The sequence below is a fragment of the Fodinibius sp. GM21 genome, from assembly GCF_058386955.1.
In genome coordinates this window covers 102,266-117,894 of sequence record NZ_JBYEIQ010000004.1, presented here as the reverse complement: position 1 = coordinate 117,894, position 15,629 = coordinate 102,266, and the positions used below count along the sequence as shown (strand labels likewise).

Sequence of the window (15,629 nt, the reverse complement as noted above, 5' to 3'; positions counted from 1 at the left end):
AATTTTCGTTTACCATGAAATCTTTAGATCCACAGATTAAACAAAAAATAGACAGCTGGCTGAATGGCAATTACGATGAAGAAACTAAAGCCACCATCCGAAAAAAGCTGGAAAACGAAGAATATCAAGAGCTGACCGACGCTTTTTATAAAGATCTGGAATTTGGTACCGGTGGATTGCGCGGCATCATGGGCGTGGGCTCTAATCGCGTAAATAAATATACATTTGGGATGGCTACCCAGGGATTCAGCAATTTTTTGAAGCAAAATTATCCTGATGAAAAAATTAAGGTTGTAATAGCCCACGACTGCCGGAATAATTCTGAGGAACTCGCTCAAGTAGTGGCTGATGTATTTTCTGCCAACGGCATCTATGTGTACTTGTTTGAAGGGTTACGACCTACGCCGGAACTTTCATTTGCCATCCGTGAGTTGGGTTGTCATGGCGGGGTGATGCTGACGGCTTCACACAATCCCAAAGATTACAACGGATACAAAGCCTATGACGAACACGGCTGCCAACTGGTTTCTCCGCAAGACAAGGCGGTAATGGAGGAAGTCCAAAAGATCGAAGATATCAATGATGTTGTATTCGAGGGGATATCCAAAAATATCGAATCCATTGGTAAAGAAATTGATGAGAAGTATTTGGATGCCCTTATGGATGTTTCATTATCACAGGGAGCCATCAGTCGGCAGAACGATATGAGCATTGTCTTTTCCCCCATCCACGGAACTTCCGGGGTTCTGGTTCCTCCCGCACTAAAACGATATGGGTTTAAAAACGTAACACTCGTTGAAGAACAGATGACCTATGACGGTGATTTTCCCACGGTTGAATACCCCAACCCCGAAGAAGAAGAAGCGCTCACTATGGCGTTGAACAAAGCCAAAGAAATTGATGCTGAGCTGGTGATGGCAACCGATCCCGATGCAGATCGGGTAGGAATTGCAATCAAAGATCATCACGACGAGTGGGTGCTTCTTAACGGCAACCAAACCGGTGCGTTAATCATCAACTATGTTCTTAACGCCTGGCAAGAAGCCGATAAATTAGACGGCAATGAATACATCGTCAAAACCATTGTAACGTCTTATCTGATTGATGCTATTGCCGAATATTACGGTGTGGAGTGCTATAATACGTTAACCGGATTTAAGTACATCGGTGAACTGATGACAAAGCTGGAAGATCAAAAACAGTTTATTGCCGGCGGTGAAGAAAGCTACGGATATCTGATTGGGGATCATGTACGTGACAAAGACGCCATTGTCTCTTCGATCATCATTGCAGAGATGGCAGCCTATTACAAAGATCAGGGAACCAGTCTTTTTGAGGCCCTGCTGGACATCTATCTTCAGCACGGATACTATCGCGAAAAATTGGTTTCTGTGTATAAACGCGGACGCGAGGGGGCCGAGGAGATCCAAAAGATGCTGAAAAATTACCGGGAGCATCCACCCAAGCAGCTTGCAGGCTCTGATGTGGTTATTGTCAAGGACTACAAAACCGGCATTTCGCGAAATCTAAAAACAGGCGAAGCCAACGATATTAATCTACCCACATCAAATGTCCTGCAATTTGTTACCGAAGACGAGACAATGGTAACGGTTCGACCATCCGGAACTGAACCAAAGATCAAATTCTATTGCAGCGTGAATTCCGAGCTTGCCAACCGCACGGGTTTTGATGACAAGACCAGCAGCCTGGAAGAAAAAATGGATACTATTATCCACGAGCTGACGGAATAAAACCCGGTTTTTTCAATATGCAATAAGAGTGATGAGTAATACGCTTAGCGTTACTCATCACTTATCATTTTCTATCTCCCCTATTTAATTCATGTCTAAATTCCACCCAACACTATGGATTAAATCATATCCCTATTATCTTCTTTTAGCTAATTACTTTCACTATCAGGTTAAATAATGGAAATAACAGGTAGTCATCCTAAAAGAGCCCCCCGTCAACAAAATAGCTGGCTCATCAAATATCAGCAATATCTTGCTGAGTTCGTCTACGGGGGTATAGATGGAAGCGTCACAACCTTTGCAGTTGTAGCAGGTTCTGCTGGAGCAGGATTAGACTCATCAGTTGTCATTATTCTTGGTTTTGCGAACTTAATTGCCGATGGCTTTTCAATGTCAGTTGGCAGCTATTTATCCAACAAAAGCGATCTCGAGAATTTTCAAAAACATGAAAGAAATGAATATTGGGAGATTGAAAATGTTCCGGAACAAGAGCGCGAAGAAGTACGACAAATTTATAAAGACAAAGGTTTTGAAGGAGAATTGTTAGAAAAAGTGGTTGATGTTATTACCGAAGATAAGGACCGTTGGGCAGATGTTATGATGAAGGAGGAACTGGAAATGATGAAGCAATTAAAATCTCCTTTCGCAATGGGTTTGGTGACCTTTATCTCGTTTATTATAGTTGGACTTATTCCCTTATTGATATATGTACTCGATTATTTGGTGGCCTCCCCTATTGATTACCTTTTCCTTATCTCTATAGCTATGACTTTTTTCGCTTTCTTTGGTATTGGCTTTTTGAAATCCATCGTAAACCAAACGAGCAAGCTGAAAAGTATTGCTGAAACGCTATTTTTGGGAGCTGCCGCGGCAACATTGGCGTATTACACCGGAAATGTGCTCGAAAAATTATTTTAATAACTAAAATAACCTTGGCAACATAGTACTAATGTTTGATTATCTCTTTACCCCTGAAGCCAATGTCTTTTATTATGCCATGATTACGGCTGTTGCTACCGGCTTCGGGGCTTTGCCCTTTTTCTTTTTTAAGGATTTGGCGCCAAACTGGCTCGGTATTTCTAATGCAGTGGCCTCAGGATTAATGATTGCCGCAAGTTTTGGTCTTATTTATGAGGGTATTGAAACAGACGTATGGTTTACATTCTATGGAATCATCATTGGACTAGTGTTTATTATTGGTAGTGAGCGCTTGCTTGACAAGTACAACGGTAATTTTTCCATACAGAATATTGACCAGGCTGATGCTACCAAAATGTTGCTCATCGTTGGTATTATGACCATCCACTCGTTTACTGAGGGTGTAAGTGTAGGCGTATCTTTCAGCGGGGGGCAAGATTTAGGCATTTTTATTACTACCGCTATTGCCGTACACAATATTCCGGAGGGATTGGCCATTAGCCTGGTTCTGATCCCCCGGGGGACATCACCGCTTAAAGCAGCGTGGTGGAGTATCTTTTCGAGCCTGCCCCAACCTTTGATGGCCGTACCCGCTTTTATGTTTGTAGAATTATTTCGCACTTATCTGCCTATGGGGCTTGGCTTTGCCGCCGGTGCCATGATATGGATGGTCTTTTCCGAATTAATTCCCGATGCTATTGAAGAAAGCGATACTTCTACTGTTGCAACAACTATTACTATCTCTATAGCGTTGATGATTGTATTTCAAGTTTTAATTGAATAACAGATTACAAATTTTAATTTGTACCAGCTTTCAATAATTGATTTCTTCAACTCATACAAAAGACCTTTTCTCTAAATAGATATCCAAAAAATGAAATATTCATTCCCATTATTTTTCAAAACTTTGCTTCTCAGTATTGTTGTAGGAGCATTTCTATTTCAACAACCGACTTTGGCTCAGGAGAAACAACGCTATTCCAGCGTTAAAGAAGCTCTTTCCAAAAGCAGCCAGCTAAGTGGTTCAAATGGCCCCAGAAACGTCAACTGGATTGACGACGGTAACCGATACTCCTACATGAAATACAATGAGGAAACAGAAAATATGGAAATACGGGCTTATGACCCGGCCTCAAAAGAAGATGAACTTATCTTCAACAGCGCTAACCATACCTTCCCGGCGTCCGATTCCACTTTTGAATACTCTTCGTTTCAATGGTCTGAGGATTCAAAATACCTGGTATTTCAGTCAAATTTCCGACCGGTATATCGCCGTTCAGGTATTTCTGACTACTATCTTTATTCTGTTAAGGACGGATCCCTCAATCTACTTGTAGAAGATGCACGAACAGCAGAACTTTCTCCCGATGGAAGTAAGATCGGCTATGAAAGAGACGGAGACCTCTTCGTCTATGATCTGGATGAGGAAGAAGAAACACAGCTTACCGACAGCGCCAAAGAATATTTTTACAACGGACGTTTTGGCTGGGTATATGAAGAAGAGTTCGGGCTGGCCCAAGCATGGGTATGGTCACCCGACAGCGAAAAAATTGCTTACTGGCAAACCGATGAACGCCATGTCAATATTTTTCAAATGACTGATTATTCCGGACAACATCCCGAATATAAAAAGATCCCCTATCCCAAAGTGGGCGATAAAAATCCCAAGGTAAAAATCGGGGTTGTAAATGTAGAGTCCGGTCAGCAACAGTGGATGGATACACCGAGCGACGGTTATATTCCCAGAATATACTGGACAGCCAATGAAAACAAACTGGCAATCGTACATCTCAATAGAGCTCAAAATCATCTAAGGCTGTTCTTTAATGATGTCAAAAACGGAGAACGACGGTTGGTGATGGAGGAACAGTCTGATGCCTGGATTGATGTATTTGACTTTTTTGCCGGCATTGATCACCTGTTCTTTTTTCCCAAAGACAGCGAAGAGTTTTTCTGGATTTCCGACCGCAACGGCTGGAGTCATATCTACCGGTACGGTTATGACGGATCCGTAAAGAATCAAGTCACCAGCGGGAAATGGGAAGTCACCTATGTTCACACCGTAGATTATCGCAACAATAGGATCTATTTCACCTCCACTCAACAATCCCCGCTTGAACGACATCTGTACTCCGTCAACTTTAGCGGTCGTAATAAAACCAAGCACACCCAGGCAGAGGGAACGCACGACATCACCATGGGCTCGAACAGCAAGTATTATATTGATCGCTATTCCAATACTTCAACTCCAACACAGGTAGAACTCTGGAGTACAATGAACGGAAAGCTGGAAGTACTCGAGGATAATGCTTCTGTGAAAAATTTTACTGAAAAGCATGTTTATGCTCCGCGTGAACTGTTTTCATTTACAACTTCCGACGGCCAACAATTGGATGGCTACATGATTAAGCCCATTGATTTTGATCCTGATAAAAAATATCCCCTGGTGCTCAATATTTATGGAGGTCCCAGCGCCCAAGGCGTCTATAACAGCTGGGAATCCGGAGGATGGAATCAATACTTGGCTCAGGAAGGCTACGTGGTCGTGAACGTAAACAATAGAGGAAGCGGCGGATATGGGTCTGAATTCGAAAAAGTTGTGTACAAGCAGCTGGGCAAATGGGAAGCCAACGATTTTGTAGAAACAGCAAAATTTATGGGTGATAAAAACTGGGTAGACAGCAGCAGAATGGCTATACGCGGACATAGCTATGGTGGCTATATGACGACATATACCCTGTTTAATTATCCCGATGTATTTAACGTCGGCATTTCTACGGCACCCGTTACCGATTGGCGATTTTACGACAGCATTTATACCGAACGCTATATGGGACTACTCGAAAATAATGAGGAGGGGTATGAGCAAAGCTCATCCATAACACATGCTCAAAAGCTAAAAGGCAACCTCTTGCTTTCACACTCCACGATGGATGAAAATGTACACGTACAAAATACCATGCAGCTTTTAACCGAGCTAACCGGAAATGGGCAAGAAGTGGATTTACAGATTTACCCTCCCGGTGCTCACGGCGTTGCCTTCAACACGGCAAGCTACTACCTGCTTTATACTTCGTACGTGGATTATCTAAATCGTCACTTTAAATAGTAAGCTACAACCATTTCAAACATAAAAAGGCCGAGCTCAGCACTCGGCCTTTTTAATTGCATACATTTCTTAAGCTGTCAAGATTCACCACGATTCCCTAACATCGCATCCAGCTTTTCGCCGCCGCGAATACCAAAATCGAGGGTACGAATAGGAAACGGAATCATAATATCGTTCTCATCAAAGGCTTTGGTAATGGCGATGATGGCATCGCTTCGCGCCGATAAGAAATCAGGATTTTTGCGAAAATTCACCCAGAAGAGGATGTTAAAATTAATGGAACTACCTCCAAACTCTTCGTAATAAAAATCAATCCCTTTGTCCGCGTTATAGTTATCCAACCCTTTAATGGCTTCAATAGCAACTTTTTTAGCTTTTTCTAAATCATCCCCATAGGAAACACCACAGGACAAATCTATTCGTCGTAATCCACTACTTGTAAAATTTTCAAGCGGATTTTCAAATACACTTTTGTTGGGGATATATACAATCTGTCCCTTGGGGGTGCGAATTATGGTATTTCTGAGATTCATTTTCTCTACCTCACCATAAAATCCATTGGTTTCTATGATATCGCCTATACCAAATGGATGACGGATGGATAAAATAATTCCTGAAATAAAATTGGAGGCGATATCCTGAAATGCAAAACCTAATGCCAAACCAATAATACCGGCACCGGCAAGGAGTGACGTTACCGCTCCATCAAGTTTGAGCACGCTCAAGGCAATAAAAACGCCGATACCGATTATCAGAACTCCAACAGTCGTTTCCAGCAAATTAATAATTGTTTTGTTGCTGGTAGTCTTTTCCAACATGTGTTTTACACCCCGGCGCACAAGGCGACCTAATACCATGAAAACGATTAATACAAGCAACGCTACCACGAGGTTTGGCAGCATCGAAATAGTTGTCTCCAGCCAGTTCAATAATTTTTCTGTGAGTGTGCTATACACATCTACAAATTCCGCTTCCATTTCTTGATTCATTAGTACTAAATGTTTTATTACAATTTATCTGCGCACTTAGAATTAAATGAGTAAAATTAAATACAAAAAAAGATCGTTCATTTAAATAACGATTTTCGATATAAGGGTGCGATCCTTCTTGATTTTATTGGTTATTTATCTATCATGGAAATTGCGATCTCACAGGAATGTCTTAAGACCATAAGCTGTTCTTGATATCTCATCGTAAAATATTAACCAAACATTATTTATCTATGCCTACACGAAAAGCAAAAGCAAGCTGGAATGGAGATCTCAAAAATGGGAATGGAAACATGTCTTTCGGAAGCGGAGCCTATAAAGGGTCCTATTCATTCAAATCCCGTTTTGAGGATGGGACCGGCACCAATCCTGAAGAACTCATCGGAGCCGCTCATGCCGGTTGTTATTCCATGGCTCTTTCTGCTGATTTAGCCGAAGCAGGATATGCTCCCGAAGCCGTAACAACCAACGCTGATGTCGCTCTCGAAATGGTGGATGGTGATCCTGCCATTACAACCATCACCTTAAATGTAACAGCAAACATTCCTGATATAGATGAAGAAGAGTTTCTGGAATTTGCTGAAGGAGCCAAAAAGAATTGCCCGGTTTCAAAAGCACTGGCAGGCGTTAATATCACACTAAATGCAACGCTCGACAATTAACCCTGTTTCCTGCAAATAATTATTCAGGGGGATGTCTCAAAAGACATCCCCTTTTAAGTTGTACCGGTAATACCTCAAAAATCATTGCTCTTTGTTTAACAAACGTGCTTTAGGATTTGTATCTTTAGAGATATGAATACTCAAACCGATATCGACGAAAAAACCAACCTTAAAAGTCTAACCAAAGAAGAACTGCAGGAGTTTACCGCAGATTTAGGACTTCAATCCTTCCGCAGTGACCAGCTATTCCAGTGGCTGTACCAAAAAGGCGTGCACAATTTTGATGAGATGACCAACCTCTCCAAAGACCTGCGTTCACGCCTTAAGGAAATAGCAAAGGTCCCAACAATTGAATATGTAACCCATCAGGAATCCGAAGATGGGACCATGAAATTCCTGTTCAAACTGCAGGGTGAAGAAGAACACAAGGTTGAGGCTGTGCTTATTCCCGACTTTTATGAGGATGGAGCCGCTAACAGACTCACCGTTTGTGTTTCATCACAGGTGGGATGCGTGTTCGGCTGTTCATTTTGCGCAACGGGCAAGATGGGATTTTTTCGGAGCCTAACGCACGGCGAAATTGTCGATCAGGTACAATATATTGATGAGCTTTGTGAAGAACGATTCGGCAAAGGCATCACCAATATTGTCTACATGGGTATGGGCGAACCGCTCCACAATTATGAATCCGTCGTCAATTCAGCCAATATTATAACAGATGAGCTTAGCATTGGGCTTTCGCCCAAACGGATTACGGTCTCCACGGTAGGACTCACCAAGCAGATTAAGAAACTGGCCGACCAGCGTCAGCCGTTTAATTTGGCAATATCGCTACATGCAGCTAATGATGAAAAGCGCGATGAGATCATGCCTATCAATAATTCAATGGGATTGGACAAGTTGAAGGAAGCTGTCCAACATTATTACGACAAGCTCCACCGCCCCATTACCTACGAATACCTGCTCTTTGACGAATTTAATGATAGTCCCGAAGATGCCCGGCAACTCGCGGATATTGTACAATGGGCCCCCAGTAAAGTGAATATCATCATGTATAATGATGTGGCCGGAGTTGCACTAAAACGAGCTCGCGAAAAACGGCTGGACGCTTTTATGCAGGAACTTGTTTCTCGCGATGTTACGGCAACTGTTCGACGAAGTAGAGGGGATGATATTGATGCGGGATGCGGTCAGCTTGCCATCAAAGAAGGTCAGCCGATGGGTAAAACCATCCGCAAAAATTAGTCGTGGATAAAATTCAATAGACGACGAAAACGCGGTAACATGCGTTCACTATCCCAGGAGAAATATATCATTCCTGCTTTACCCACAACGTGAGTCTGAGGGACAAATCCCCAAAAACGGCTATCCTCACTGTCATCACGGTTATCCCCCATCATAAAGTAGTAATCCTGCTGGATGGTATATTCATCCGTAGGCTCGCCATTGATGATAAACTGATCACCATTTCGATCTACATTATTTCCCTCGTAGCGGGTAATAATATTTTCGTAGATATGATAATTATCGGGGGTTAATGTAACGTTTTGTCCTTCAAAGGGAACAACAACCGGCGGGATGTGATGATGATTGTTAAAACCGGATGAAAAGCTGAAATCTCTTCGGTTAAATTCATTGAAGTCCTCCGGTAACACAAACAGTTCAACATTATTGACTTCAGGCCAACTGCTAATCTTTTCAGCCACATCCTCGGTCATCGTAACTCTGTATGATCCCTGATTTTGTGATCCTATGAGCCGGCCTCCGGCAGCTTCAACCTTTGCCGGACTTAGTCGCACGCGATCGCGAACGGTAACAACATATGTTTGTTGGATGCCCTCAAATGATTTTGCCTGCTCTCCGTTAATAAAAAGTTCGGCATCGTCCACTGTAACCGTATCGCCGGGCACGCCAACAGCGCGTTTAATATAACTTGTCTTTGCCGCAATAGGATCTAAATCAATGGGATAGTTGAATACAACAATATCATTGCGTTCAACTTCGCTGAAACCCGGCAAACGCGTCCACGGAAGTACTGCGCCGGGCATATAGATATTCGTAAACGGCACCCCCACCACCATCGGCGTTCGGGCTCCGTAGCTTATTTTAGAAACAATGAGAAAATCTCCCGTCAACAGGGTTTTCTCCATTGAAGGCGTCGGAATACGATAGGCTTCAAATAAAAGGGCGCGGATTATAATCGCTGCCACTGCTGCAAAAAGCAGGGCATCCATCCATTCCCTGAGCCAACTTTTCGCTTCTTCGTTCTCCTTCCCTTTTCGCCGTTTTCTTCGAGAGCGTCGTTCTTCGCGCTCCTCTTTTGATAATTGATCTGCCAAAGTTACTCCTAACTATTAATAATTTAATCTATGCTCATCCCTTCAGGGGAATCAATTTCTTCGTTTCGAAACTTTCCATCCTCATATTTAACAATATACCACTGCTCTTTTTCCGGTGAATAAAAGTAATCTTTATACTCACCTAACTCCTCTACCGACATCAGCTTTTGCACAAATTCTCTTTTAATTTGAGGCATCAAATCCACGTATTTACTTGCACCGCCATACGTCAGACCACTCCCGAATGGCCCATTCCAATCTAACACCATCAAGGGAATACTGTCATTAACCATAAACCAATACTCAAATTGGATGGCCTTACCGGGTCGAAAGTTTGCTTTGTTAACCAGATCCTCAAGTGTTTGGGTAGGATCTCCGAACTGTGCTTGTAACCGGGCTCTTATCTCATTGGTTTGACGATCATCAAGCTTTGTATCCTCATATAATCCCTGACCGGTCAGACTTATATCTTGTGTCTCACGCTCAAACTGAGCTCGATTTTCTCTGCTTATCTTTTCAAATTCCGCTGCCTCGAATTGAGCAAAAGCAGGAAGTGATGTAAGACTTAATAGAATGATTATAATTCCAGTGATAACTGTTTTCAAAGAAGAAAAGGCTAAAGCCTTTTTACCTGAGTCAAAAAACGTCCTGTCCATTATCTGATATTGCATTAATTATTATTGTCATCGTCCATAGAGAGAACTGCTAAAAACGCTTCTTGGGGTATTTCAACAGTCCCTACCTGCTTCATACGTTTTTTCCCTTCTTTCTGTTTCTCAAGAAGTTTACGTTTTCGCGAAACGTCACCGCCGTAACATTTAGCCGTAACATCTTTTCGGATGGCCGGGATAGTTTCACGGGCAATAACATTATTACCGATAGCCGCCTGAATAGGTACCTCAAACTGGTGTCGATCAATGAGCTCTTTGAGCTTTTTACATAGCTTACGTCCCAGATCATATGCTTTATCTCGGTGAACGATGCTTGATAACGCATCAACCGGCTCTTTATTTAATAAAATATCCAATCTCACCAGATCGCCCTCCCGATACTCCAAAAACTCGTAGTCGAGGGAAGCATATCCCCGGGTTCCACTTTTCAAGCGATCATAAAAGTCAAAGACCACTTCTGCCATGGGCAGCTCATATTTAATTTCTACTCGCTGGCTCTGCATATGGAGCTGATTCACATATTTTCCACGCTTCTCCTGGCAAAGGGTCATTACCGGACCAATATAATCAGAGGGGGTTAAAATACTGGCCTTGATATAGGGTTCATAAACAGCCTCCACTTTGGCTGGATCAGGCATATCACTCGGATTATCAACTATGACCTTCTTGTGTTCCCCGCGTTCGGTAATATGCACTTCATATTCCACGTTGGGAACGGTGGTGATAATATCAATATCGAATTCGCGATCGAGGCGCTCCTGCACAATCTCCATATGGAGCATCCCCAAAAATCCGGCTCGGAACCCAAAGCCCAGTGCTTCTGATGTTTCCGGCTGATAGGTCAGCGAAGCATCATTAAGCTGCAGCTTTTCCAATGCCGACCGCAGATCTTCAAAATCATCCGACTGTGTGGGAAACAGTCCACTAAATACCATCGGCTTCGGTTCTTGATATCCTGGAATCGGCTTGTCTGCAGGATTATCTGTTCGTGTGACCGTATCACCCACGCGAGCATCCTGCAACGACTTAACGCTACCAACGATATAACCCACATCACCGGCTTCGAGCTTATCAGTCTTTTCTTTTTCGAGTTTTAAAAATCCTATCTCCTCGGCCTCGTATTCCTTATCTGTTGCCATAAATCGGATACCATCACCCTTATTGAGGGTTCCCTGCATTACTCTAACATACACGATGGAGCCCCGGTAACTGTTGAACACAGAATCAAAAATAAGGGCCTTTAATGGCTTCTCAGTTTCTTGCTCCGGTGCGGGAATACGCTTCACAATAGCCTCCAAAAGCTCATCAACCCCTTCCCCGGTTTTGGCCGATACTTTCAAAATCTCATCGTGCTCACAACCAATAAGGTCTACAATCTGTTGTCCTACACCTTCAACATCGGCGCTCGGCAAATCAATCTTGTTAAGTACGGGAATAATTTCCAGATCCTGATCGATCGCCTGGTAGAGCGTAGAGATCGTTTGGGCCTCTATGCCTTGGGCGGCATCTACTACCAGCAATACCCCTTCGCATGCTTTTAACGCTCGTGATACCTCATAGGAAAAATCAACATGGCCGGGTGTGTCAATCAGATTAAAAATCACGTGCTCACCGCTCGGACGTTCATAATCCATCCTGATGGCGTGACTCTTAATCGTAATACCGCGCTCACGCTCCAAATCCATATCATCGAGAATTTGCTCCTGCATTTCACGCTCGGTGATTGCACCGGTACGCTCCAGGAGTCGATCTGCGAGCGTAGATTTGCCGTGATCGATGTGGGCAATAATACTAAAGTTGCGAATCTGGGTCATAAAGATGTGCTTAAAGCACCATTTTGCTTGCTCAAAAGAACGCTAAAGATACAAAAATGACGGTGGCATTGCAGAAAATATTCAACCAAGAGATGAAAAATATATATCATAAAAAAACCCAATACTACCAGAGCATTGGGTATATTCTTATTCAAATATTATTAAGGATTATGCTTCCGGAATATCAAGTGGATCCTCTTCTTCCGTCTCGGGACTTAACAGCTCAACATGAAAGCGAAACTCTTCCTTTTCGATCGTCATAGTTTCGTACATTTCGTGAATTAGTTCGAAAACAACCTCCGTTTCACCGCGCACACTTGTTGACATATAATTTACATCTACCTCTACATCATGCTGTGCCACCAGCTCAAGCAAATAATCAATACTTTCTCGCGGGTCTGAAGCTTTCAGTGGAATATAGGTAAACTGCGCAGTTGTAATCATAATAATATATCTGTTATCTGTTTTGATTAATGAGGATGTAAGAATAGCCTTTTAGCAATAATACTTCAATCCATTCATGATAAATTTCTCACTGTTATTAAGCGCTTCAAGAAATTTCAGAAATTCCGGAACAATAAGATATTTTTGCCCTTTAAACATGGCTAATTAGATATCATCAGAAACACCTATCTATGCACAAACGAATTGTTCATAACCCCATTATCCAACTCACACTATTTACATTGATGCTCATTGCATTTGTAATTGCTATATCAGCATAATTTTTACTTAAAGGAATTAATTAGACAGGCATTATACATCCGAGTCATAAAAAATTACCCGCAAAAGCCCTAGCAGTGCATCAAATGATATCCAGCTTGTAGAAAATTCAATCAAATGTCATCTACTTACCCTTGAGGTAACGTGAACAGTCAAAGGCTCTTGCCAAACGGTAAGGGCCTTTTTTTCTTTGCGGAATGATTTTCTCATCCATCCAGTTAACCACATTCAGCATTAAAAGAGATACACATTAATTCGAAAAATGATTGTGGAAGAATTCCGTAAAAATCTTATCTTTGGCCTGATGCAAAAACAAAGCCTACACATATCCATCCATTCTCACCTCCATCACGGCGGTTGGCCCCGTCAATAGCATCACTTTATGTAGCTGAGGCTACATCGTTTTTCCCTACTTTCTCAAACAGTTTTCCCAATTAAATTTCATTAACTAATTGTTATGCAACGCACTGCTGACTCTACTACCTCTTTACGTATCGCTATTCAAAAATCAGGTCGACTTACCGACAAAACCATAGATCTGCTCAAAGGGATCGGGCTTCGCTTTGATGACTATAAACGAAACCTGCTGGTAAAATGTCGTAATTTTGATGTCGAGCTTCTGTTGATTCGAGATGATGATATTCCCGAGTATGTACAAGATGGAGTCTGTGACCTCGGGTTTGTTGGCGCTAATGAAACACAAGAAAAAGGAGCTGACGTTACCGTTCTTCGCGGACTTGATTACGGGATCTGCCGCCTTTCATTAGCAGCACGAAAAGATGGTGACATTCAATCTATTGCAGACTTTGAAGGCAAATCCATAGCTACGAGCTACCCGAACTTGACTCGGAATTTTTTTGAGGAACGAAATATCAATGCTGAAATCGTAACTATTTCGGGTGCCGTCGAAATTGCGCCCCGTCTTGAGGTAGCCGATGCCATTTGTGACCTTGTTTCAACAGGAAATACGCTCAAAGCCAACGGACTCGAAGAACTGGAGACCATATTAGAATCTGAAACCCAGCTGATCCGCACGAATAAAAAATTATCGCCCGGTAAGCAGCAGCTAATTGAAAAATTTCTACAGCGAATGGATGGCCATCAGCAAGCCGAACGAAGTCGGTATATTATGATGAATGCTCCGGAAGAAGCTGTTCCCAAGATCAAGGAAATTATACCATCGCTCAAAAGTCCCACCGTTATGCCGCTTGCCGATAATGGCATGGTTGCGGTCCATACCGTCATCCCCATTGATGAATTCTGGGTTGTGATGGAGAAACTAAAAGCCGAAGGAGCCAGCGGAATCGTGATTCTTCCTATTGAAAGCATGATATTATAGAATAGATATGAAAACCTATAGCTATAAAAACCTATCAGATAGTCAGCTCAAAGAGCTTATCCAACGACCGAAGATGGACTTCCGATCGATCTTCGGACAGGTTGAACCGATTATCAACAAAGTACAAGAGGAAGGCGATGCGGGCATCAATCACTTTACACAGCAGTTTGATGGAATAACACCTGATCCACTTGTCATCAATCCTGAGCAAGAAGTGATCAATATTGAAGATGATGTAAAAGATGCCATCGATACGGCCTTTGATAACATTTATCGGTTTCACAAGGCCCAACTGCCTCAATCGCTCGAAGTAGAAACAATGCCGGGCGTGCAATGCAAACGGGTAACACGTCCTATTGAACGGGTGGGATTATATGTACCCGGCGGAACAGCTATTCTCCCTTCTACCCTGATGATGCTTGGAATCCCTGCCATGCTGGCCGGATGCTCAACGATGGTAGTGGCAACTCCCCCTCAAAGGGATGGTTCTATCGCAGATGAAATTCTGTATATCGCTCAAAAAATCGGAGCAACACACCTTTTAAAAGCAGGCGGTGCACAAGCGGTAGCCGGAATGGCTCTTGGAACAGAGACAGTCCCAAAAGTGGATAAAATTCTGGGTCCAGGAAATCAATATGTGACAGCTGCGAAAATGATGCTTCAAAACAGTGAAGCTCAAATTGCTATTGATATGCCTGCCGGTCCGTCGGAAGTGCTCATTATTGCTGATGGATCAGCCATTCCGGCGTATGTAGCAGCTGATCTTCTATCCCAGGCTGAGCACGGCGAAGACAGTCAAGTGGTGTTGGTGGCGACTCCTGATTTTGATCTGAATGAATGTCGAACCCAAATTGACCAACAACTTGCAGAACTTCCCCGTCAAAAAGTAGCTCAACGAGCTATAGACAAAAGTTTTATTCTTGCGGTTGATTCCCTTGAGGAAGGTTTTTCATTTTCGAATCAGTATGCACCGGAACATCTGATTGTACAGTGCAAAAATCCAGAACAGTACGAAGATCAGATTATGAATGCGGGATCGGTATTTCTGGGACCATGGACTCCCGAAAGTGCGGGCGATTACGCCTCGGGGACGAACCACACGCTTCCCACCTACGGTTATGCACGGATGTTTAGCGGCGTTTCTGTAGATTCTTTTTTAAAGCAGATTACGATGCAGCAAATAACTGAAGAAGGATTAAAAAACGTGGGCCCTACCATCGAAAAATTGGCAACCTTGGAAAAATTAGAAGCCCATAAAAATGCTGTATCCATTCGTCTAAAGGATATCAATCAACATACTTAACGATTTACTTA

Annotated in this window: 13 protein-coding genes; 8 read left to right on the top strand and 5 right to left on the bottom strand. The window is 42.7% G+C overall.

The features are described from left to right. Window positions 1–14: 14 nt before the first annotated feature. The 4 genes from ACT3IB_RS10850 to ACT3IB_RS10835 all read left to right on the top strand — a co-directional run bounded on the left by ACT3IB_RS10850 (window position 15) and on the right by ACT3IB_RS10835 (window position 5,778). Window positions 15–1,751 carry a phospho-sugar mutase gene (locus ACT3IB_RS10850; protein ID WP_491539036.1) on the top strand — a complete coding sequence of 579 codons (1,737 nt, stop codon included), beginning with the start codon at window positions 15–17 and terminating at the stop codon, window positions 1,749–1,751. A 177-nt stretch (window positions 1,752–1,928) separates the two neighbouring features. Continuing rightward, entirely contained in the window at window positions 1,929–2,669 is a 741-nt protein-coding gene (locus ACT3IB_RS10845) for a VIT1/CCC1 transporter family protein (protein ID WP_491539035.1), read from the top strand. 31 nt (window positions 2,670–2,700) lie between these two features. Then, entirely contained in the window at window positions 2,701–3,453 is a 753-nt protein-coding gene (locus ACT3IB_RS10840) for a ZIP family metal transporter (protein ID WP_491539034.1), read from the top strand. Between the two features lie 90 nt (window positions 3,454–3,543). Further along, entirely contained in the window at window positions 3,544–5,778 is a 2,235-nt protein-coding gene (locus ACT3IB_RS10835) for a S9 family peptidase (protein ID WP_491539033.1), read from the top strand. Window positions 5,779–5,855: 77 nt separating this feature from the next. Here the strand turns inward: ACT3IB_RS10835 and ACT3IB_RS10830 are convergent, their stop codons facing one another. Beyond that, window positions 5,856–6,767, bottom strand: a complete 912-nt coding sequence (locus tag ACT3IB_RS10830) for a mechanosensitive ion channel family protein (RefSeq protein ID WP_491539032.1) — start codon at window positions 6,765–6,767, stop codon at window positions 5,856–5,858. A 233-nt stretch (window positions 6,768–7,000) separates the two neighbouring features. On the opposite strand from ACT3IB_RS10830, the gene ACT3IB_RS10825 reads away from it, so the two are divergent. Continuing rightward, the gene (locus ACT3IB_RS10825; RefSeq protein ID WP_491539031.1) at window positions 7,001–7,429 is read left to right on the top strand and encodes an OsmC family protein; all 429 of its coding nucleotides are present in this window, start codon (window positions 7,001–7,003) and stop codon (window positions 7,427–7,429) included. Window positions 7,430–7,561: 132 nt separating this feature from the next. After that, window positions 7,562–8,674 carry a dual-specificity RNA methyltransferase RlmN gene (gene rlmN, locus ACT3IB_RS10820; protein ID WP_491539030.1) on the top strand — a complete coding sequence of 371 codons (1,113 nt, stop codon included), beginning with the start codon at window positions 7,562–7,564 and terminating at the stop codon, window positions 8,672–8,674. Here the strand turns inward: rlmN and lepB are convergent. The 4 genes from lepB to ACT3IB_RS10800 form a co-directional block, all read right to left on the bottom strand. Continuing rightward, window positions 8,671–9,768 carry a signal peptidase I gene (gene lepB, locus ACT3IB_RS10815; RefSeq protein ID WP_491539029.1) on the bottom strand — a complete coding sequence of 366 codons (1,098 nt, stop codon included), beginning with the start codon at window positions 9,766–9,768 and terminating at the stop codon, window positions 8,671–8,673. The two genes, rlmN and lepB, sit on opposite strands and share 4 nt — an antisense overlap. A 23-nt stretch (window positions 9,769–9,791) precedes the next feature. Further along, entirely contained in the window at window positions 9,792–10,439 is a 648-nt protein-coding gene (locus ACT3IB_RS10810; RefSeq protein ID WP_491539028.1) for a hypothetical protein, read from the bottom strand. Then, window positions 10,439–12,253, bottom strand: coding sequence for a translation elongation factor 4 (lepA, locus tag ACT3IB_RS10805; protein WP_491539027.1), 1,815 nt, complete (start codon window positions 12,251–12,253; stop codon window positions 10,439–10,441). The genes ACT3IB_RS10810 and lepA overlap by 1 nt, the downstream gene beginning before the upstream one ends. A 168-nt stretch (window positions 12,254–12,421) precedes the next feature. Then, window positions 12,422–12,697: a YkoF family thiamine/hydroxymethylpyrimidine-binding protein gene (locus ACT3IB_RS10800; RefSeq protein ID WP_491539026.1), complete on the bottom strand. Its 276-nt coding sequence runs from the start codon at window positions 12,695–12,697 to the stop codon at window positions 12,422–12,424. Window positions 12,698–13,433: 736 nt separating this feature from the next. Here ACT3IB_RS10800 and hisG point away from each other — a divergent pair. Both hisG and hisD read left to right on the top strand, forming a co-directional pair. Beyond that, entirely contained in the window at window positions 13,434–14,315 is an 882-nt protein-coding gene (hisG, locus tag ACT3IB_RS10795; RefSeq protein WP_491539025.1) for an ATP phosphoribosyltransferase, read from the top strand. Window positions 14,316–14,322: 7 nt separating this feature from the next. Then, complete coding sequence (gene hisD / locus ACT3IB_RS10790; RefSeq protein WP_491539024.1) at window positions 14,323–15,618, top strand: histidinol dehydrogenase; 1,296 nt, start codon at window positions 14,323–14,325, stop codon at window positions 15,616–15,618. Window positions 15,619–15,629 lie beyond the last annotated feature (11 nt).